This is a genomic window from Lysinibacillus sp. 1 U-2021 (assembly GCF_029916965.1).
In the GTDB taxonomy this organism is placed as follows: domain Bacteria; phylum Bacillota; class Bacilli; order Bacillales_A; family Planococcaceae; genus Lysinibacillus; species Lysinibacillus capsici.
This window is the reverse complement of sequence record NZ_CP123966.1, coordinates 3,337,648-3,358,042: the sequence shown is the minus strand read 5'-3', so window position 1 is coordinate 3,358,042 and position 20,395 is coordinate 3,337,648. Positions and strand designations below refer to the sequence as shown.

General features: G+C 38.9%; 19 protein-coding genes and 1 other annotated feature. All 19 genes read right to left on the bottom strand.

Features of this window, described 5'->3' with window-relative positions; genetic code table 11:
* Positions 1-62: 62 nt before the first annotated feature.
* The 19 genes from QH639_RS17305 to QH639_RS17215 all read right to left on the bottom strand — a co-directional run bounded on the left by QH639_RS17305 (position 63) and on the right by QH639_RS17215 (position 20,393).
* Positions 63-1,079 (bottom strand): sensor histidine kinase, encoded by a 1,017-nt coding sequence (locus tag QH639_RS17305; RefSeq protein ID WP_281114855.1) that lies wholly within the window; start codon positions 1,077-1,079, stop codon positions 63-65.
* Between the two features lie 15 nt (positions 1,080-1,094).
* Positions 1,095-1,775, bottom strand: coding sequence for a response regulator transcription factor (locus tag QH639_RS17300; protein WP_082148187.1), 681 nt, complete (start codon positions 1,773-1,775; stop codon positions 1,095-1,097).
* Positions 1,776-1,933: 158 nt separating this feature from the next.
* Positions 1,934-3,121, bottom strand: a complete 1,188-nt coding sequence (tuf, locus tag QH639_RS17295; protein WP_004233614.1) for an elongation factor Tu — start codon at positions 3,119-3,121, stop codon at positions 1,934-1,936.
* 136 nt (positions 3,122-3,257) lie between these two features.
* Entirely contained in the window at positions 3,258-5,336 is a 2,079-nt protein-coding gene (gene fusA / locus QH639_RS17290) for an elongation factor G (protein ID WP_131521816.1), read from the bottom strand.
* 42 nt (positions 5,337-5,378) lie between these two features.
* Positions 5,379-5,849: a 30S ribosomal protein S7 gene (rpsG, locus tag QH639_RS17285; RefSeq protein WP_004233610.1), complete on the bottom strand. Its 471-nt coding sequence runs from the start codon at positions 5,847-5,849 to the stop codon at positions 5,379-5,381.
* A 44-nt stretch (positions 5,850-5,893) separates the two neighbouring features.
* Positions 5,894-6,313 (bottom strand): 30S ribosomal protein S12, encoded by a 420-nt coding sequence (rpsL, locus tag QH639_RS17280; RefSeq protein WP_004233609.1) that lies wholly within the window; start codon positions 6,311-6,313, stop codon positions 5,894-5,896.
* Between the two features lie 99 nt (positions 6,314-6,412).
* Complete coding sequence (locus QH639_RS17275; RefSeq protein WP_004233607.1) at positions 6,413-6,661, bottom strand: ribosomal L7Ae/L30e/S12e/Gadd45 family protein; 249 nt, start codon at positions 6,659-6,661, stop codon at positions 6,413-6,415.
* Between the two features lie 138 nt (positions 6,662-6,799).
* On the bottom strand, positions 6,800-10,483 hold the full coding sequence (rpoC, locus tag QH639_RS17270) for a DNA-directed RNA polymerase subunit beta' (protein WP_131521815.1): 3,684 nt from the start codon (positions 10,481-10,483) through the stop codon (positions 6,800-6,802).
* Between the two features lie 202 nt (positions 10,484-10,685).
* Entirely contained in the window at positions 10,686-14,261 is a 3,576-nt protein-coding gene (gene rpoB / locus QH639_RS17265) for a DNA-directed RNA polymerase subunit beta (protein WP_176408505.1), read from the bottom strand.
* A gap of 242 nt (positions 14,262-14,503) precedes the next feature.
* Entirely contained in the window at positions 14,504-15,106 is a 603-nt protein-coding gene (locus tag QH639_RS17260) for a class I SAM-dependent methyltransferase (protein ID WP_131521814.1), read from the bottom strand.
* A gap of 76 nt (positions 15,107-15,182) precedes the next feature.
* Positions 15,183-15,542: a 50S ribosomal protein L7/L12 gene (rplL, locus tag QH639_RS17255; protein ID WP_004233598.1), complete on the bottom strand. Its 360-nt coding sequence runs from the start codon at positions 15,540-15,542 to the stop codon at positions 15,183-15,185.
* 73 nt (positions 15,543-15,615) lie between these two features.
* Positions 15,616-16,116, bottom strand: a complete 501-nt coding sequence (rplJ, locus tag QH639_RS17250) for a 50S ribosomal protein L10 (protein WP_004233596.1) — start codon at positions 16,114-16,116, stop codon at positions 15,616-15,618.
* Positions 16,117-16,148: 32 nt separating this feature from the next.
* Positions 16,149-16,294, bottom strand: a sequence feature (ribosomal protein L10 leader region).
* Between the two features lie 53 nt (positions 16,295-16,347).
* Positions 16,348-17,046, bottom strand: coding sequence for a 50S ribosomal protein L1 (gene rplA / locus QH639_RS17245; RefSeq protein WP_004233594.1), 699 nt, complete (start codon positions 17,044-17,046; stop codon positions 16,348-16,350).
* A 116-nt stretch (positions 17,047-17,162) separates the two neighbouring features.
* Positions 17,163-17,588 carry a 50S ribosomal protein L11 gene (rplK, locus tag QH639_RS17240; RefSeq protein ID WP_004233593.1) on the bottom strand — a complete coding sequence of 142 codons (426 nt, stop codon included), beginning with the start codon at positions 17,586-17,588 and terminating at the stop codon, positions 17,163-17,165.
* 229 nt (positions 17,589-17,817) lie between these two features.
* Positions 17,818-18,351, bottom strand: coding sequence for a transcription termination/antitermination protein NusG (nusG, locus tag QH639_RS17235; protein WP_004233590.1), 534 nt, complete (start codon positions 18,349-18,351; stop codon positions 17,818-17,820).
* Between the two features lie 355 nt (positions 18,352-18,706).
* Positions 18,707-18,892, bottom strand: coding sequence for a preprotein translocase subunit SecE (gene secE, locus QH639_RS17230; protein WP_004233589.1), 186 nt, complete (start codon positions 18,890-18,892; stop codon positions 18,707-18,709).
* Between the two features lie 48 nt (positions 18,893-18,940).
* On the bottom strand, positions 18,941-19,087 hold the full coding sequence (rpmG, locus tag QH639_RS17225) for a 50S ribosomal protein L33 (RefSeq protein WP_004233588.1): 147 nt from the start codon (positions 19,085-19,087) through the stop codon (positions 18,941-18,943).
* 77 nt (positions 19,088-19,164) lie between these two features.
* Positions 19,165-19,812, bottom strand: a complete 648-nt coding sequence (gene sigH / locus QH639_RS17220; RefSeq protein WP_004233587.1) for an RNA polymerase sporulation sigma factor SigH — start codon at positions 19,810-19,812, stop codon at positions 19,165-19,167.
* 68 nt (positions 19,813-19,880) lie between these two features.
* Positions 19,881-20,393 (bottom strand): NYN domain-containing protein, encoded by a 513-nt coding sequence (locus tag QH639_RS17215; protein ID WP_054548958.1) that lies wholly within the window; start codon positions 20,391-20,393, stop codon positions 19,881-19,883.
* Positions 20,394-20,395: the final 2 nt, after the last annotated feature.

The following is a 20,395-nucleotide window of genomic DNA, read 5'->3' as shown; positions in this document are numbered from 1 at the left end:
CTGTCAAACCTAAACATTCGTGCGTTTTACATGACAATATAAAAAGGTAGGTGACATTTTCGTCATCTACCTGTTAGTTTCGCATATTCATTTTGTAAGGGGAAACGTAGTGTAAATAGCGAGCCTTCCCCTACTTTAGATTGAACATTAATACGAATACCAATTTTATGGGCTACATTAGATGCTAAATAGAGACCCATACCTGTTGATTGAGAGGATTCCCTTCCCGCTGTTCCTGTATAAGATTTTTGAAAAATTCTAGGTAAATCGTCTAAAGGTATACCCCTACCTATATCTTTAATATGTAGTAATGTAGCACCTGTAGAATCATATTCTGTAAAGATTGTTATCTCAGAATTTACTGGGCTATACTTGATGGCATTCGAAAGAATTTGTCGAATAATAAAAGCTAACCACTTGCCATCTGTCATAACCGTCTCTGTCAGTTCACCAATTTCAAAGCCAATGCCTTTTTCAAGACACCAAGCTTGCATCGCTCTGATTTCTTTATAAACAATGGGCTTCAGTTCAATCTCATTTAAATAATTATCTTTTTCAATAGCGTATAATCTTGTTTGATGCAGTTGTTGATCAACCAAAAGATGTAGTCTTAGCCATTCATTCTCTAATTTTCGACGTAGCTGTAAATCCTCAATATGTTCAAACATTAAATTAATGGCAGTTAAAGGTGCTTTTACTTCATGGACCCAAGCTAATAGCTCATCAGAATGCTCCTGTAATTGCACTTTGGCTTGATTTAACTCTAAATTCTTTTCAAAGAAGGCATCCTCCATTTTTTGAAAGTATACTTCTTGAAAAGGAGATAAAGCTAAACTATTTCTATGTGCATCATCAAGGTGGCTATCCATATTTCCCAGGAAATCTTTTAATTTCCCAACTTCGATGACATAGCGACACCAAAAAAAGAGTGTAAAACTTACAAGTAAACTAACGTTTACATACCCAATAGAAATTCCATTTAAACCAACATCTAAAGAAAATAGTACATTTAGAATTATCAGAGTAAAAATAAAAAATCCTATCCAAGCAAAGCGTTCTCTAATAAATAATAATAGCAACTTCCCTCACATCCCTCAGCTTACTGCCATATAACCAAGTCCTTTTTTCGTTAGTATTACCTCATGTAAACCAATATCCTCTAGCTTTGCACGTAACCGATTAACGTTTACAGACAAAGTATTATCGTTTACGAAACGTTCGTCATCCCATAGTTTTCTCATTAGCTCGTCTCTTGAAACGATATGATTAGCCTGCTCCACTAATATTCTTAAAATAAAAAGTTCATTTTTTGTTAAAGAAGCAATGGCACCATTATACATAATTTCACTTCTCGCATAATCAATTATGGCATCGTTAAAACGTGTAACATCCATTTTTTCTTCAACGTAATCATAGGTTCTACGTAAAATAGCCTGTGCTTTTGCGAGTAAAACTTCCATATGAAAAGGCTTTTGAATAAAATCATCAGCCCCCATTTGCATAGCCATCACCATATCCATCGGGTGATCTCGGGAAGAAAGAAAAAGGATTGGCACTTTGGATAAATGACGAATTTCACGACACCAATGAAAGCCATCATAGGCAGGCAATTGAATATCAATTAGCACGAGATGGGGCTTCTCCTCTATAAAGTCATCCATCACCTTCTGAAAATTTTTAGGTCCAACCACGTTTAGTGACCACTGCTCAAAACGTTCTTGAATCATGCTAAAAATAGAAGGATCATCTTCAATCAGCAAAATTTTCATGTCCATACTTAGTTCCCCTTTCCCTTTAATTATTTACGCTAGAGGACATGCTTGTTGTTATGTACACATACACTAATTAAAACTCTAATTTTCCTTTATTTTAACACAAAAAACCAATCTGTAGGCGTCCCTACAGATTGGTTAGAAATTAGCGAAAGCTAAAATTATTTTTGGATAGAAGCAACTACGCCAGCGCCTACAGTACGGCCACCCTCACGGATAGAGAATTTAGTACCTTCTTCAAGAGCGATTGGAGCGATAAGTTCAACTGTCATTTCGATGTTATCACCAGGCATTACCATTTCAACGCCTTCTGGTAAGTTACAGATACCTGTTACGTCAGTTGTACGGAAGTAGAACTGAGGACGGTAGTTAGAGAAGAATGGAGTATGACGGCCACCCTCTTCTTTTGATAAAACGTAAACTTCAGCTTTGAAGTTAGTGTGTGGAGTAATTGAACCTGGTTTAGCTAATACTTGACCACGTTGGATTTCTTCACGAGCAACACCACGTAGTAAAGCACCGATGTTGTCACCAGCTTCAGCATAGTCTAATAATTTACGGAACATTTCTACACCAGTTACAGTAGTAGATTTAGCTTCTTCAGCGATACCGATGATTTCAACTACGTCACCAACTTTAACTTGACCACGTTCAACACGGCCAGTTGCAACTGTACCACGACCAGTAATAGAGAATACGTCCTCTACTGGCATCATGAATGGTTTGTCAGTTTGACGTTCTGGAGTTGGGATGTAAGAATCTACAGCGTCCATTAATTCAACGATTTTTTCTTCCCATTCTGGTTCACCTTCAAGAGCTTTAAGAGCAGAACCTTTGATTACAGGAATATCGTCACCTGGGAAGTCATATTCAGATAGTAGGTCACGGATTTCCATTTCTACTAATTCTAATAATTCTTCGTCGTCAACCATATCACATTTGTTCATGAATACTACTAAGTATGGAACACCTACTTGACGAGATAAAAGAATATGTTCACGAGTTTGTGGCATTGGGCCGTCAGCAGCAGATACTACTAAGATACCGCCGTCCATTTGAGCAGCACCAGTGATCATGTTTTTAACATAGTCAGCGTGTCCTGGGCAGTCAACGTGTGCATAGTGACGAGTTTCAGTTTCGTATTCTACGTGAGAAGTATTGATTGTGATACCACGTTCTTTTTCTTCTGGAGCGTTATCGATATCAGCGTAAGATTTAGCTGTACCACCCATTTTTTTAGAAAGAACTGTAGCGATTGCAGCAGTTAAAGTAGTTTTACCATGGTCAACGTGTCCGATTGTACCAATGTTAGCATGCGTTTTAGAACGGTCAAATTTTTCTTTAGCCATTAGAGATTGCCTCCTCAAAATTGTATGTTTTAGATTTAAAATTTATAGAATGAATGCTGATAGAGAACGGGCCCATCCCCTATCCTGCAATCATAGCTTACAAATTAGTTATACTTTATGCAAGATGAAATTTCAATTATTCACCTTTATTTTTTTTGATGATATCTTCAGAGATTGATTTTGGTACTTCTTCATAATGATCGAATACCATTGAGAATACACCACGACCTTGCGTTGCAGAACGTAAAGTTGTTGCATATCCAAACATTTCTGATAGTGGAACCATCGCACGAACAACTTGAGCGTTACCGCGAGCTTCCATACCTTCTACGCGACCACGGCGAGAAGTGATGTTACCCATGATATCACCAAGATATTCTTCTGGAATTACAACTTCAACTTTCATCATAGGCTCTAAAAGAACTGGACTACATTTTGATGCAGCAGCTTTAAGTGCCATAGATGCAGCGATTTTAAATGCCATTTCGTTTGAGTCAACATCATGGTAAGAACCATCGAATAATTTCGCTTTGATGTCGATTAATGGGTAACCAGCGATTACACCGCGGTCAAGCGAGTCACGAAGACCTGCTTCTACAGCTGGAATATATTCACGTGGTACTACACCACCAACGATAGCATTTTCGAATTCAAAGCCTTTACCCTCTTCATTTGGAGAGAACTCGATCCATACGTCACCGTACTGACCACGACCACCAGATTGACGAGTGAATTTACCTTGAACTTGAGCAGAGCCACGGAATGTTTCACGGTAAGATACCATTGGAGCACCTACGTTAGCTTCTACTTTAAATTCACGGCGCATACGATCAACTAAGATATCAAGGTGAAGCTCACCCATACCTGAGATAATTGTTTGACCAGTTTCTTGGTCTGTATGTGCACGGAATGTTGGATCTTCTTCTTGTAGTTTTTGTAAAGCTTGACCCATTTTATCTTGGTCAGCTTTTGATTTTGGTTCTACAGAAAGAGAGATAACTGGTTCTGGGAACTCCATAGACTCAAGGATAACAAGGTTTTTCTCTTCACAAAGAGTGTCACCAGTTGTTGTATCTTTAAGACCTACAGCAGCTGCGATATCACCAGCAAATACTTTTGAAATCTCTTCACGGCTGTTAGCGTGCATTTGTAGGATACGACCTACACGTTCACGTTTGCCTTTTGAAGAGTTTTGTACGTATGAACCTGATTCAAGAACACCAGAGTACACACGGAAGAACGTTAATTTACCTACGAATGGGTCAGTCATAACTTTAAATGCTAAAGCTGCGAATGGCGCTTCGTCTGATGATGGACGTTCAGTTTCATCACCATCTGGAGTTGTACCTTTAATAGCAGGTACATCAACTGGTGATGGTAAGTAGTCGATAACTGCGTCAAGCATTTTACGAACACCTTTGTGTTTGAATGCTGTACCACAGATTACTGGATAGAATTCTACAGCGATTGTCGCTTTACGGATAGCCGTTTTAAGCTCTTCTTTTGTAATTTCTTCACCAGCAAAGTATTTTTCCATGATTTCTTCGTTAACTTCAGCGATTGCTTCGATTAACTTCTCACGGTATTCTTCAGCTTGCGCTTGGAATTCTTCAGGAATTGGTTGACCTTCACGTAATGCTGTACCTTCTTCGTTATCGTAGTAAGTTACATCCATTTCAACTAGGTCAATAATTGCTTTGAACTCATCTTCCGCACCAATTGGTAATTGGATTGGATGAGCATTTGCTTGTAAACGCTCGTGTAAAGTACCTACAGAATATAGGAAATCTGCACCCATTTTATCCATTTTGTTAATGAATACGATACGTGGTACACCGTAAGTTGTAGCTTGACGCCATACAGTTTCTGTTTGAGGTTCAACACCAGATTGAGCATCAAGTACAGTTACTGCGCCGTCAAGTACACGTAAAGAACGTTCTACTTCTACAGTGAAGTCTACGTGTCCAGGAGTATCGATGATGTTTACGCGGTTGCCTTTCCATTGAGCTGTTGTCGCAGCAGAAGTGATTGTGATACCACGTTCTTGCTCTTGCTCCATCCAGTCCATTTGAGAAGCGCCTTCATGAGTTTCACCGATTTTGTGAATCTTACCTGTGTAATAAAGGATACGCTCAGTTGTTGTTGTTTTACCAGCATCAATGTGAGCCATGATCCCAATATTACGAGTATTCTCTAGTGAGAATTCGCGTTTCATTAGGTATTTCTCCTTCCATATTGGGCTTATGCTATGTTTAGATTACCAACGGTAGTGAGCGAATGCTTTGTTCGCTTCTGCCATTTTGTGCATATCTTCACGTTTCTTAACTGATGCACCAGTGTTGTTAGAAGCATCAAGGATTTCGTTAGCTAAACGCTCTTCCATAGTTTTTTCACCACGAAGACGAGAATAGTTAACTAGGTAACGAAGACCTAAAGTTGTACGACGTTCTGGGCGTACTTCAACTGGTACTTGGTAGTTAGAACCACCAACACGGCGAGCACGTACTTCAAGAACTGGCATTACGTTATTTAGAGCAGCTTCGAATACTTCGATTGGATCTTGACCAGAACGTTCTTTAACTAGTTCGAACGCACCGTATAAAATCTTTTGAGAAGTACCTCTTTTACCATCAATCATCATTTTATTGATTAAACGAGTTACTAGTTTTGAATTATAAATTGGATCTGGTAACACGTCACGTTTGGAAACAGGACCTTTACGAGGCATGTGTTTTCCTCCTTTCATTGAGTAAATATATTGTGGGATTTAAATTATTTTTTTTCTTTAGGGCGTTTTGTACCGTATAAAGAACGTGATTGCATACGACCGTTTACACCAGCAGTATCAAGAGCACCACGAACGATATGGTAACGAACACCCGGTAAGTCTTTTACACGACCGCCACGGATAAGAACAACACTGTGCTCTTGTAAGTTGTGGCCTTCACCAGGAATGTACGCTGTAACCTCGATTTGGTTAGTTAAACGTACACGAGCGTATTTACGTAACGCTGAGTTTGGTTTTTTAGGCGTCATTGTACCTACACGAGTACAAACACCACGTTTTTGTGGAGATTTAACATCAGTTAAAGATTTTTTAAATGAGTTATATCCTTTGTTTAACGCTGGTGAATTTGATTTCGTGATTTTAGATTTACGAGGCTTACGTACCAATTGGTTAATTGTAGGCATCGATTTTTCCTCCCTTCATTCCTTCTTTTTTTAATACCACACATCCAGGTGGTTCATTTTTTGGGTAAAAACAAAGTCTTTGTGCATTTTACACAAAAACTACTCTACAGTAATCGCAACTACCGCAGCTCCAACGTGGATTCCACAGGCTTTGCCCAGTTCCTTTTTGGACTCAACAAGAATAACTGGTATACCGATTTCTCTCGCGAAAGATATGGCCGAATCGGTTACCCAATTGTCTGCATCAAGTGCCACAAAAAGTTCTTTCACTGAACCAGCTCGCATTGCTTTTACTGCTTGCTTTGTACCTATGATTGTTTGACTAGCCCTTACTTTATCATAAGACATTTACATATCCTCCGAAGTACAGACAGTTAACTATCAACCTTCAATATATTATCATTACTCATTTACACTGTCAACTAATATCTTGAAAAAGTCCGAAGAGATGATGAAAATATGCATCTCTTCGGCCTAATTTAATGTTTATTCAGCAGAAACGACTTCTGTGTCAAGCTCATCTTTTTCGATGCGGATTTGACGATAACGTTGCATACCAGTACCTGCAGGAACAAGTTTACCAATAATTACGTTCTCTTTTAATCCAAGAAGCTCGTCACGTTTACCCTTAATTGCTGCATCTGTTAACACACGTGTTGTTTCTTGGAACGATGCTGCAGATAAGAATGATTCTGTTTCAAGAGAAGCTTTTGTAATACCAAGGATAACAGGACGACAAGTTGCAGGGTTTTTGCCATTCATCACAGCGTCTACGTTTGCCTCTGTGAATTGGTGGATGTCTAATAATGAGCCAGGTAGTAATTCTGTATCTCCAGCTTCAATTACACGCACTTTACGAAGCATTTGGCGAACCATTACCTCAATGTGTTTATCCCCAATTTCTACACCTTGCATACGGTATACTTTTTGAACTTCTTTTAATAAATATTCTTGAACAGTTGAAACGTCTTTGACTTTTAGCAATTGTTTTGGATCGATAGAACCTTCTGTTAAAACTTGACCACGTTCTACATTATCACCTTCGATAACTTTCAAACGTGCGTTATAAGGTGCTTGATACTTACGAGTTTCTACGTCACCTTGAATTGTAATTTCTTTTAAGCCTTCACGAATTTCTGTGATATCTGAAACCGTACCAGCAATTTCTGAAATAACAGATTGACCTTTTGGATTACGTGCTTCAAAGATCTCTTGGATACGTGGAAGACCTTGTGTAATATCATCACCGGCAACCCCACCTGTATGGAATGTACGCATTGTTAACTGTGTACCTGGTTCACCGATTGATTGAGCCGCAATAATACCAACTGCTTCCCCAACTTCAACCTTCTCACCTGTCGCCAAGTTCATGCCGTAACATTTTTTACAAACGCCGTGTTTTGTATTACATGTAAATGCTGAACGGATTGTCACTTCTTCAATACCCGCCTCGATAATTGCACGAGCGATATCTTGGTCGATTAAACCGTCTTTTGCAAGAATTACTTCACCAGTTTCAGGGTGGAAGATAGTTTTCTTCGTATGACGACCAACAATACGTTCATCTAGAGCTTCAATTAACTCTGTGCCTTCCATTAATGCACCAATCGTTAAGCCACGGTCAGTACCACAGTCATCTTCACGAACGATAACATCTTGTGCAACGTCAACAAGACGACGCGTTAAGTAACCTGAATCGGCAGTTTTTAGGGCTGTATCGGCAAGACCTTTACGAGCACCGTGAGTTGAGATGAAGTACTCTAATACTGTTAAACCTTCACGGAATGAAGATTTGATTGGAAGTTCGATAATACGACCAGCCGGGTTGGCCATCAGACCACGCATACCAGCTAGCTGAGTAAAGTTAGATGCATTACCACGGGCACCTGAATCAGACATCATGAAAATTGGGTTTGTTTTCTCAAGTGACTTCATCAGCTTCGCTTGAATTTCATCTTTTGCAGCACTCCAGCTTGAAATAACGCGATCATAACGCTCATCCTCAGTAATGAAACCACGACGGAATTGCGCTTGAACTTTATCTACTTTCTCTTGAGCTTCTGCTAAAATTTCACCTTTATCAGGTAATACCACGATATCAGATACACCTACAGTAATACCTGCACGTGTTGAATATTTGAAACCTAGGTTTTTCATACGGTCAAGCATTTTAGATGTTTCCGTAATGTGGAAACGTTTAAATACTTCAGCAATGATATTTCCTAAGAATTTCTTACGGAATGGGTTTACAACAGGTACTGATGCAAAGTATTTACGCAATACAGCTGTACGTTGTGCATCAATTTTCCCTTTTTCATCTAAATTATTATAAGCACTATCTGATTCAAGCTCTTTAAGTGTTTCTTCATCAATTGTTAACTTAGCAAAGTATTTTTCTGGTGTTACTTGCTCTAAGTTGAAATCAGTTGGCTCATTAATATAAGGGAATGATTCTGGCAAGATTTCATTAAAGATTACTTTACCGACAGTTGTTAATAAGAACATATTATTTTGTTCTTCAGTGAATGTCGGATTATTTAATGAACTTGCTTTAATTGCGATACGTGTATGCAAGTGTACATGACCTGTATCATAGGCAATTAAAACTTCATTTGGACCATAGAAAACAGTACCTTCACCGCGTGCGCCTTCACGTTCAAGTGTTAAGTAGTAGTTTCCTAATACCATATCTTGAGAAGGTGTTACAACAGGTTTACCGTCTTTTGGATTCAAGATGTTTTGTGCAGCAAGCATTAGAAGACGAGCTTCAGCTTGAGCTTCAGCTGATAATGGTACGTGAACCGCCATTTGGTCACCATCAAAGTCAGCATTATAGGCTGTACATACTAATGGGTGAAGACGAATAGCACGACCTTCAACTAGTGTTGGTTCAAATGCTTGAATTCCAAGACGGTGAAGCGTTGGTGCACGGTTTAATAATACTGGATGCTCACGGATAACATCTTCTAAAACGTCCCATACGTCGTTATTTAAACGCTCGATTTTACGTTTAGCAGATTTAATGTTATGAGCAAGACCACGCTCTACTAATTCTTTCATAACGAATGGCTTGAATAATTCGATAGCCATTTCTTTTGGTAAGCCACATTGGTACATTTTTAAGTTTGGACCTACTACGATAACCGAACGACCAGAGTAGTCAACACGTTTACCAAGTAGATTTTGACGGAAACGACCTTGTTTACCTTTCAACATATGTGAAAGGGATTTTAATGGACGGTTACCAGGACCTGTTACAGGACGTCCACGACGACCATTATCGATTAATGCATCAACAGCTTCTTGTAACATACGTTTTTCATTTTGTACGATGATGCTTGGAGCACCTAAATCTAATAAACGTTTTAAACGGTTATTACGATTAATTACACGACGGTATAAATCGTTTAAATCTGAAGTCGCGAAACGACCACCATCTAATTGCACCATTGGACGAAGCTCTGGTGGAATAACAGGTAGTACATCTAGAATCATCCATTCAGGTGAGTTTCCTGAGTTACGGAAAGATTCAACAACTTCTAGACGTTTAATGGCACGAGTACGTCTTTGACCTTGAGCAGATTTTAACTCCTCTTTTAAAGATTGTGTTTCATCTTCTAGGTCGATTTTACCTAATAATTTTTTGATTGCTTCTGCACCCATTGATGCTTCGAATGTATTACCGAATTTTTCACGGTATGCACGATACTCTTTTTCAGAAAGTAATTGTTTACTTTCTAAATTAGTAGCACCTGCATCGATCACAACGTATGAAGCGAAATAGATAACTTCTTCAAGAGCACGAGGTGACATATCTAAAATTAGACCCATACGGCTAGGAATACCTTTGAAGTACCAGATATGAGAAACTGGTGCTGCTAATTCGATATGTCCCATACGTTCACGACGAACTTTAGCACGTGTTACTTCAACGCCACAGCGATCACAAACTACGCCTTTATAGCGTACACGTTTATATTTCCCACAGTGACACTCCCAGTCCTTAGTTGGACCAAAAATACGCTCACAGAATAAACCATCTTTTTCTGGTTTTAGTGTACGGTAGTTAATTGTTTCAGGTTTTTTAACCTCTCCATATGACCAAGAACGAATCTTGTCAGGTGATGCTAAACCAATTTTCATATATTCAAATTCATTAACGTCTATCAAGGAGCCTACCTCCCTCTAGTATAGGTCTTTATAAAGACTCTTTTACGCAGCTCGATAATCGTTTGCAAAGATTGCCTCTTTGGCAAAGGATTAGAAATAGAATGATTTATTAAAAGAAAAAGCCAGGCAGGGCGTTAAATCCTGCCCGGCTAATTTGAAAAATAAGTTTGACCAGATTCACATTTGTGAATTTGGTTTTCCATTATTCAAAAGACTCTACTGGCTCTTCTTCTGTATCTGGCTGTGGTGCAATGTTAAGTGCATCAGCTGGCTGAAGATCGTCTTCTTCGTCTAAATCGCGAAGCTCTACTTCTTCATCATTAACTGTTAACATCTTAACATCCATACCAAGAGATTGAAGTTCTTTAATCAATACTTTGAATGACTCAGGAACACCTGGCTCTGGTACACTTTCACCTTTAACGATGGCTTCATATGTTTTCACACGACCAACAACGTCATCAGATTTAACCGTTAAGATTTCTTGAAGTGTATACGCAGCACCATAAGCTTCAAGTGCCCATACCTCCATCTCACCAAAACGTTGTCCACCAAATTGCGCTTTACCACCAAGTGGTTGTTGCGTAACAAGTGAGTAAGGACCAGTTGAACGTGCATGAAGTTTATCATCAACCATGTGAGCTAGTTTGATCATATACATGATACCTACTGATACACGGTTATCGAATGGTTCACCAGAACGTCCATCATACAGGATTGTTTTACCGTCACGGTTCATGCCAGCCTCTTCCATTGTTTCCCAAACGTCTTCTTCATTAGCACCATCAAATACTGGTGTTGCCATGTGAACGCCTAGGTAACGAGAAGCCATACCTAAGTGTAACTCTAAAACTTGTCCGATATTCATACGGGAAGGTACACCAAGTGGATTTAACATGATATCAACAGGCGTGCCATCTGGCATGAATGGCATATCTTCTTCTGGTAAGATACGAGAGATAACCCCTTTGTTACCATGACGTCCGGCCATTTTGTCCCCAACACGAATTTTACGTTTTTGAACAATGTAAGCACGAACTAATTGGTTAACACCTGGTGGTAATTCATCGCCATCTTCACGGTTAAATACTTTAACATCAAGAATGATACCGCCAGCACCGTGTGGTACACGTAATGAAGTATCACGAACCTCACGAGCCTTTTCACCGAAGATTGCATGTAATAAACGCTCTTCAGCCGTTAATTCTGTAACCCCTTTAGGCGTTACTTTCCCTACAAGAATATCACCGTCACGTACTTCCGCACCGATACGGATAATACCACGTTCGTCTAGGTTACGAAGTGCATCTTCTCCGACGTTTGGAATATCACGAGTGATTTCTTCTGGTCCAAGCTTTGTATCACGAGATTCTGATTCATATTCTTCAATATGAACAGATGTATAGACATCGTCTTTTACAAGGCGCTCACTCATAATAACAGCATCCTCATAGTTAAAGCCGTTCCAAGTCATGAAGGCAACCAGTACGTTACGTCCAAGAGCTAGTTCGCCTTTTTCCATTGATGGACCATCTGCTAAAATGTCACGAGGTTTCACACGTTCGCCTACTTTTACAAGTGGGCGTTGGTTATATGAAGTACCTTGGTTAGAACGAATGAACTTCTGTAATTTATATTTTGTTAAATCGCCTTTAACCTCTTTGCCGTCTACAACTTCAATGCGGCGTACATGGATAGAGCGAGCTTCAACATGCTCAACAATACCATCATACTTCGCTACTACAGCTGCACCTGAATCACGCGCATCAACATGTTCCATACCAGTACCAACGAATGGTGCTTCTGGGTTAAGTAGTGGAACTGCTTGACGTTGCATGTTGGCACCCATAAGTGCACGGTTCGAGTCATCGTTTTCTAAGAACGGTATACATGCAGTCGCTGCAGAAACAACTTGTTTAGGAGATACATCCATGTAGTCCATTTGTGCTTTATTGAATACCGTGTTATCACCACGGAAACGACCTACTACTTCATCATTTGCAAAAGTACCATCTGGATTTAACGGTGAATTTGCTTGTGCTACATAGTAGTTATCTTCTTCATCAGCTGTTAAATAATCAATTTGCTCCGTTACTCGACCTGTTTCGTGGTCAATACGACGATAAGGTGTCTCAATGAAGCCAAATTTATTTACTTTGGCAAATGAAGATAATGAGTTAATTAACCCAATGTTTGGACCCTCTGGTGTCTCGATTGGACACATACGACCATAGTGAGAGTAGTGAACGTCACGTACTTCGAAGCCAGCGCGCTCACGCGTTAAACCACCAGGACCTAATGCAGATAGACGACGTTTATGCGTTAACTCTGCTAATGGATTTGTTTGGTCCATGAATTGTGATAATTGAGAGCTTCCGAAGAACTCTTTAATGGACGCAATCACTGGACGAATATTGATTAATTGTTGTGGTACGATCGCAGCTGTGTCATTAATTGACATACGCTCGCGTACTACACGTTCCATACGAGACAAACCGATACGGAATTGGTTTTGTAGTAACTCACCAACAGAACGTAGGCGACGGTTACCTAAATGGTCAATATCATCTGTTGCACCTACTTGATAAAGTAAGTTAAAGAAATAGCTTACTGAAGATAAAACATCAGCAGGTGTAATATTCTTCACTTCTTCATCAATGTACGCATTACCAATAATATTGATTTCTTTTTGCGCTTCATCCTTTGGAGCATAAATCTTAATAGATTGGATGGTTACATCATCTTCAAGTACTCCACCGACTTGTGATAAAGTGCGGTAACCAATACCTTTTGATGAATCTTCTAGGTAAGGTAGAATTTTATCTAAAGTACGACGATCTAGTACTGTACCTTTTTCTACTAAAATTTCGCCTGTTTCTGGATCTACAAGCGTTTCAGCAATCGTTTGGTTGAATAAACGATTTTTAATGTGAAGCTTTTTATTCATTTTGTAGCGACCAACATTCGCTAAATCATAGCGTTTAGCGTCGAAGAAACGAGAGTATAATAAACTCTTCGCACTTTCTACTGTTGGTGGCTCACCTGGACGTAAACGTTCGTAGATTTCTAAAAGCGCTTTTTCTGTACTTTCAGAGTTATCTTTTTCTAACGTATTACGTAGATACTCGTTATCACCGATAATATCGATAATTTCTTGATCTGAACCAAAACCTAATGCGCGTAGTAACACTGTTACTGGTAGCTTACGAGTACGATCAATTCGCACATAAACTACGTCTTTCGCATCAGTTTCATACTCTAACCAAGCACCACGGTTTGGAATAACTGTAGCTCCAAAGCCCTTTTTACCGTTTTTATCAGTTTTATCATGGAAATACACACTTGGTGAACGAACTAATTGTGAAACGATAACACGTTCAGCACCGTTGATAATGAACGTACCTGTTTCTGTCATTAACGGGAAATCACCCATGAAGACATCTTGTTCTTTCACTTCGTCTGTTTCTTTGTTGTAAAGACGTACTTTCACACGTAATGGAGCTGCGTAAGTAACATCTCGCTCTTTACACTCATCAACATCATATTTAGGCTCACCTAATGAATAATCGATGAATTCTAATGAAAGATTACCTGTAAAGTCCTCGATCGGCGAAATGTCACGGAACATTTCACGTAAACCTTCTTCAAGGAACCACTCGTAAGACGCCGTTTGAATCTCAATCAGATTTGGAAGCTCAAGCACCTCTTTAATACGCGCAAAGCTTCTACGCTGGCGGTGTTGTCCGTACTGAACTAGTTGACCTGTCAACTCATTCACCCCTCAATAAAGCGATATTAGGTCTTTGCAAAATCATACAAATAGTGTATGATTTCGAAAGACAAAAAGAAAACGAGTCTTCAAAAAGATCTCATTTTCGGTTAACTAAACTTATCTTGGCAAGTATACCCATATTAAAACAATTCTATACAAAAAGGGCATACGACCTCAAAATAATATTTTTGCATTGTATCATATTATCATAGCCGATTTGTCAAGTCAATAAATTATACATATTTCATTTATTTTTTTGCGCGTACTATCCAGTACCCTTTTTTCTTTTCTACTACATCGACTTCTGAAAACTTTTCTTCTAAGTAACTTACTGTCGATGGCGCTCCTTGTTTCTTCTGAATGACTACCCAGAGCTCACCCGAAGACACTAGCCGATCGTAAGCTCCATCGTAAAAGCGGAAAATCGTTTCCTTCCCCGCACGAATTGGTGGATTCGTTAAGATAGCTGCTGCATCTACATCTTTATCAACCATCGATAGGCCGTCACTCACAAATATTCGCACATTTTGAACACCGTTCACTTGCGCATTTTTTTGCGAAAGCGCAACTGCACGTTCATTAATATCCATCATAAAAACGGTACGGTCTGGATTAGCTTTGGCAATCGATAACCCTATCGGCCCGTATCCACAACCTACATCAAAAATCGCACCATCAATATCAGGCATTTGAAAAGCGTCTATTAAAACACGGGATCCAAAATCTACTTCGCTTTTACTAAATACACCAGCATCCGTTTCAAATGAAAACGTATGCCCTAGTAACTTGAATGTCCAGTGACGTGGTTTACTTTCAGTTTGAGGCTTACTTGTATAATAGTGATCTGACATTTTCACGCCTCCTCAGAATGAAGAAAAAAGCTCGCCAAAATGACGAGCTTTCCTTTTGTTAAAAAGTAACGCGAGATTACTTAACTTCTACAGATGCGCCAACTTCTTCAAGTTTAGCTTTGATTTCTTCAGCTTCATCTTTAGAAACGCCTTCTTTAAGAGCTTTAGGAGCGTTATCTACTACTTCTTTAGCTTCTTTAAGACCTAAACCAGTGATTTCACGAACCACTTTGATTACTTTGATTTTTTCTGCACCAGCAGATGCTAATACTACGTCAAATTCTGTTTTTTCTTCAGCTGCAGCAGCACCGCCAGCAACTACTGCTACTGGAGCAGCAGCTGTTACACCGAATTCTTCTTCGATAGCTTTTACTAAATCGTTTAATTCAAGAACTGTCATAGCTTTGATAGCTTCTAAGATTTGCTCTTTATTCATTATAATTTCCTCCTAATTGGATAATGTTTTATTTTTTTGCGATCAGGCCGCAGAAGTATTAGTGCGTACTAAATTACGCGCCTTGTTCTTCTTTTTGTTCTGCAACAGCTTTTGTTGCAAGTGCGAAGTTACGCACTGGAGCTTGAAGTACAGATAAAAGCATAGAAAGTAGACCTTCGCGTGATGGAAGTTCTGCAAGTGCTTTAACATCTTCAACAGAAGAGATAGTACCTTCAATAATACCAGCTTTAATTTCTAAAGCTTCGTTTTTCTTAGCGAACTCGTTGATGATTTTAGCAGGCGCTACAACATCTTCATTTGAGAACGCAATTGCGTTAGGACCAACTAATACGTCGTTGATTCCTTCAAGGCCAGCAGCTTCAGCAGCACGACGAGTTAAAGTGTTTTTGTAAACTTTGAACTCAACGCCAGCTTCACGAAGTTGTTTACGAAGCTCTGTTACTTGTGCAACATTAAGACCACGGTAATCCACAACTACTACAGAAGCAGCGCCTTGGAATTTTTCAGTAATCTCTTGAACTTGTACTTGTTTGTTTTCGATTGCTTTGCTCATGATGACACCTCCTATTAGAATGGGTCATTTATACCGACAAAAGAAAAGCCTCCGAGTCAAATAGACACAGAGGCTGAAAGTCATCATCTTTAAATAAGAATCTGAATTCCGATGTCCTCGGTAGGAACATTAAGTGACAAGTCACTCCTACTGTCTACGGTACAAATGGATAATTCACAACAGCAACTATAGTATCACGTATAGCCACTATCGTCAATACATATATATAAATTATTTTACTACTACGTTAGAAGCGTCAATTTTAACCGCTGGACCCATTGTAGTTGTAACATTTACAGATTTCATGTAAGTACCTTTAGCTGCAGCAGGTTTTGCTTTTTGTACTACATCAAAAACAGCTAAGAAGTTTTCTACTAATTTTTCTGCTGAGAAAGAAACTTTACCGATAGGAGCGTGGATAATACCAGCTTTATCAGCACGGTATTCTACTTTACCAGCTTTGATTTCTTCGATAGCTTTTGTTACATCGAAAGTAACTGTACCAGTTTTAGGGTTTGGCATTAAACCTTTAGGTCCTAATACACGACCAAGTTTACCAACTTCACCCATCATGTCAGGAGTTGCTACGATTACATCGAAGTCAAACCAACCTTGTTGGATTTTTTGGATGTATTCTGCATCGCCTACATAGTCAGCACCAGCTGCTTCAGCTTCTTTAAGTTTTTCACCTTTTGCAAATACTAATACACGTTGAGTTTTACCAGTACCGTTTGGTAGCACTACTGCACCACGGATTTGTTGGTCGTTTTTACGAGTATCAATACCTAAGCGGAAAGCAACTTCTACAGTAGCGTCGAAGTTTACTGTGCTAGTTTTTTGAGCAAGTTCGATTGCTTCTTGTGCAGTGTATAGTGCGTTACGATCAATTAATTTCGCTGCATCTTGCAGTTTTTTACCTTTTTTAGCCATTATATATTTCCTCCTTGATTGTGGTTATAGCGGATTTTACCTCCCACGAATAAAGGTTGCGTGTTCACAAAGAAACTTCGCAACCTTCCAAAAAACAAAACATCAAGTAAATGGGATTAGTCTTCGATAACAATACCCATGCTTCGTGCAGTACCTTCAACCATTAACATAGCAGCTTCTACTGAAGCAGCGTTAAGGTCTGGCATTTTAGTTTCAGCGATTTCGCGAACTTTATCACGTTTAACCGTTGCCACTTTTTTACGGTTTGGTTCACCAGATCCAGATTGGATACCAGCTGCTACTTTAAGTAGAACTGCTGCAGGTGGAGTTTTTGTAATGAAAGTGAAAGAACGATCCTCGAATACTGAAATTTCAACTGGGATAATAAGACCAGCTTGATCAGCAGTACGCGCATTAAATTCTTTACAGAATCCCATGATGTTCACACCCGCTTGACCTAATGCAGGACCAACCGGTGGAGCTGGGTTAGCTTTACCAGCAGGGATTTGAAGTTTAACAACTTTAATAACTTTTTTAGCCACGAGACACACCTCCTTAAGTCCGTGATGTGGTAATTGGGTTGCCCCTCCCACTCAATATCTGTCTGTCAGCTAAGTGCCGATAACATTAAAATTATCATTACAGACGTCAAACAAAAGTATGACAGTCTGACCTATGAAATGATACCACTTTTAATTTTTTTAAGCAAGTAGTAATTAACAAAATCTGCGAAACATCTACCAATTTGCATGTAAAGTTCTATTCTTAGAACTATAATTTTTGAACTTGTTCGAAATCTAGCTCCATAATCGTTTCGCGACCAAACATATCAACCGTCACTTTAATTTTACCTTTTTCTGTGTCAATTTCTTCAACACGCCCTTGGAAATGAGCAAACGGCCCTTCTAATACTTCTACTGCTTCACCAACAGTAATGTCCACTTCAACAACTTTATCAGTCATACCCATTTGTTGCAGTAAACGATCTGCTTCTTCAGGTAATAACGGTGTTGGTTTTGCTCCTCCACCTGATGAACCGATAAAGCCCGTAACACCAGGCGTATTTCGAACTACATACCAAGAGTCATCTGTCATGATTAACTCTACTAACACATAACCAGGGAAAACTTTACGCATCATTGTACGTTTTTTTCCATCTTTCATTTCTGTTTCTTCATGCTCAGGAACAATCACACGGAAGATTTTATCTTGCATTCCCATTGTTTCTACACGTTTCTCTAGGTTTGCTTTTACACGGTTTTCATACCCTGAATACGTATGAACAACATACCAATTTTTCTCCATAACTACTAGGACTCCTCGTCCGTCCCTCCCTTACAAATAAAAGTGAAAATGAATCGCGATACGCTCAATGCATTTTTACTCTTTTCACAAACATCTCATTAGAAAAATATAGCTTTCGCTAATTGCTTGCGAAAGCTCGATGATGTATACCGAAACTAGCATAGTCATCTATCGCTACTATCATACTCTCCTAGTAGTATTTATCATAATGAGGAGATTTTACTGCTTTGCGCTTCACTTCACCCATCTCATCGATCCAATTTAGATGGAGTTTTCTGCTGAATGAAGATAAAACAAACGAAAAAACCCGTTATTGCAATGGACGGGCTATTTCAAAAATATGCTATTTACTAAATTATAAATCTAAGTACCAGCGGAATAATGATGAAATACCTAAGTCAACTAACACAAAAAATAAAGCCATAATGACAACAGTTGAAATTACAACGACTGTATACTTCGTCAGTTCTTTACTTTTCGGCCAGCTTGTTTTGCGCATTTCTGACATTACATCGCTGAAAAAGCTTTTGATCTTGCCCATTCTAGCTTAACCTCCGAATCAATCAAATCTGTCTATTTACATATCATTTTATAGCGTTTGTTTATGCATTGTATGTTCATTGCAGTGTGAGCAAAATTTCTTTAATTCGAGACGTACAGTTGAACCTTCTTTAGCTGGGAACGTGTAATTTCTCGAACCACATTTCTCACAATTTAGCACGACTTTTTTTGCCATATAATCACCTTTTTCGGCACTTTGTCTTTTTAAGACTAACACCTATATTTGTCAATGTCAATAAAGGCCTATATAGGCTAAGACATTTCCTCAAGGACTAAATGACGTTCTAATTTACGTTTAACCCGCTGCAATGCATTATCGATAGATTTCACATGACGATTTAATTTGGCGGAAATTTCATGATAAGACTGACCGTCTAGATATAAGGCTAAAACTTGTAGCTCTAATTCACTTAAAATCTCACTCATCTTTTCTTCTAAATATCCAAACTCTTCTCTATGAATCATCAATTCTTCTGGATCATCCATAATAGCACCCGTTAGTACATCCATAAGCGTTCGGTCTGACTCTTCGTCGAATATAGGCTTGTCCAAAGAGATATAGGAATTTAGAGGTATATGCTTTTGCCTAGTAGCTGTTTTAATAGCTGTGATAATCTGTCTTGTAATACATAACTCTGCAAAAGCCCTGAATGATGCAAGCTTATCTCCTTTAAAATCACGAATCGCTTTATATAAGCCTATCATGCCCTCTTGTACGATGTCTTCCTTATCTGCTCCGATTAAAAAATAGGATCTTGCCTTCGCTCTTACTAACAAACGGTATTTCGTAATTAAATAATCCAACGCATCTGTATTACCTTGATGCACCATTTCAATAAGCTCTTCATCATTGAATCGTTCAAAATCTTGTGTCACTTGTACAATGCTATTTTTAAACATGGTATCACCTCAGCCACAACAGATAATTAGAAACAGTATAACGGAATTGGAAAATATGCGTCAATCAATCATTTCAACCCTCGTCGCCATTTTTCAAAGGCGAGCGCAACATCTGGCTTTAATTCTATACGAGAAGGCGGCTTACTTTCTTGCTTCCGCTTCACATCATGGGTAATTTTATGTTGGATAATACTTGTATCAATTTCTAGCTCTCTTGCCGATTTCCTTAAGGCACCATTCCCAAATATAACACTTTGCTCTGCCATATCAGAAGTTGCTACATGAATTTGTACATTTCTTGCCTTTAATTCATGTGTCATTTTTTCAATACGTTCATCTGCTGTTTCATTTTTTCGTGTATAAATGACTTCTACATCATTTTCTATATAAGATTGCTCTACTCCTGGTACAAGATGTGCGTCAAAAACAATAATTACACGCCAACCCATTGCTGCTTTATATTCAGCCATGAGTTCTATCAACCTTCTTCGCGCATCCTCAAAATTCGTATCACGCAATGGTCGCAGCTCTTTCCAAGATCCAATCATATTATAGCCATCAACAAGCAAAATGTTTTTCATTG

Bases quoted from the DNA above. Each gene is read 5' to 3' on its own strand.
- QH639_RS17300 (WP_082148187.1), bottom strand. From the start codon at position 1,775: ATGGACATGAAAATTTTGCTGATTGAAGATGATCCTTCTATTTTTAGC.
- rpsG (WP_004233610.1), bottom strand. From the start codon at position 5,849: ATGCCTCGTAAAGGTCCTGTTTCCAAACGTGACGTGTTACCAGATCCA.
- tuf (WP_004233614.1), bottom strand. From the start codon at position 3,121: ATGGCTAAAGAAAAATTTGACCGTTCTAAAACGCATGCTAACATTGGT.
- sigH (WP_004233587.1), bottom strand. From the start codon at position 19,812: ATGTTTAAAAATAGCATTGTACAAGTGACACAAGATTTTGAACGATTC.
- QH639_RS17260 (WP_131521814.1), bottom strand. From the start codon at position 15,106: ATGTCAGATCACTATTATACAAGTAAGCCTCAAACTGAAAGTAAACCA.
- rplA (WP_004233594.1), bottom strand. From the start codon at position 17,046: ATGGCTAAAAAAGGTAAAAAACTGCAAGATGCAGCGAAATTAATTGAT.
- QH639_RS17275 (WP_004233607.1), bottom strand. From the start codon at position 6,661: ATGTCTTATGATAAAGTAAGGGCTAGTCAAACAATCATAGGTACAAAG.
- rpsL (WP_004233609.1), bottom strand. From the start codon at position 6,313: ATGCCTACAATTAACCAATTGGTACGTAAGCCTCGTAAATCTAAAATC.
- secE (WP_004233589.1), bottom strand. From the start codon at position 18,892: ATGGGCAAGATCAAAAGCTTTTTCAGCGATGTAATGTCAGAAATGCGC.
- rplL (WP_004233598.1), bottom strand. From the start codon at position 15,542: ATGAATAAAGAGCAAATCTTAGAAGCTATCAAAGCTATGACAGTTCTT.
- fusA (WP_131521816.1), bottom strand. From the start codon at position 5,336: ATGAAACGCGAATTCTCACTAGAGAATACTCGTAATATTGGGATCATG.
- rpmG (WP_004233588.1), bottom strand. From the start codon at position 19,087: ATGGCAAAAAAAGTCGTGCTAAATTGTGAGAAATGTGGTTCGAGAAAT.
- QH639_RS17215 (WP_054548958.1), bottom strand. From the start codon at position 20,393: ATGAAAAACATTTTGCTTGTTGATGGCTATAATATGATTGGATCTTGG.
- rplJ (WP_004233596.1), bottom strand. From the start codon at position 16,116: ATGAGCAAAGCAATCGAAAACAAACAAGTACAAGTTCAAGAGATTACT.
- nusG (WP_004233590.1), bottom strand. From the start codon at position 18,351: ATGGAGAAAAATTGGTATGTTGTTCATACGTATTCAGGGTATGAAAAC.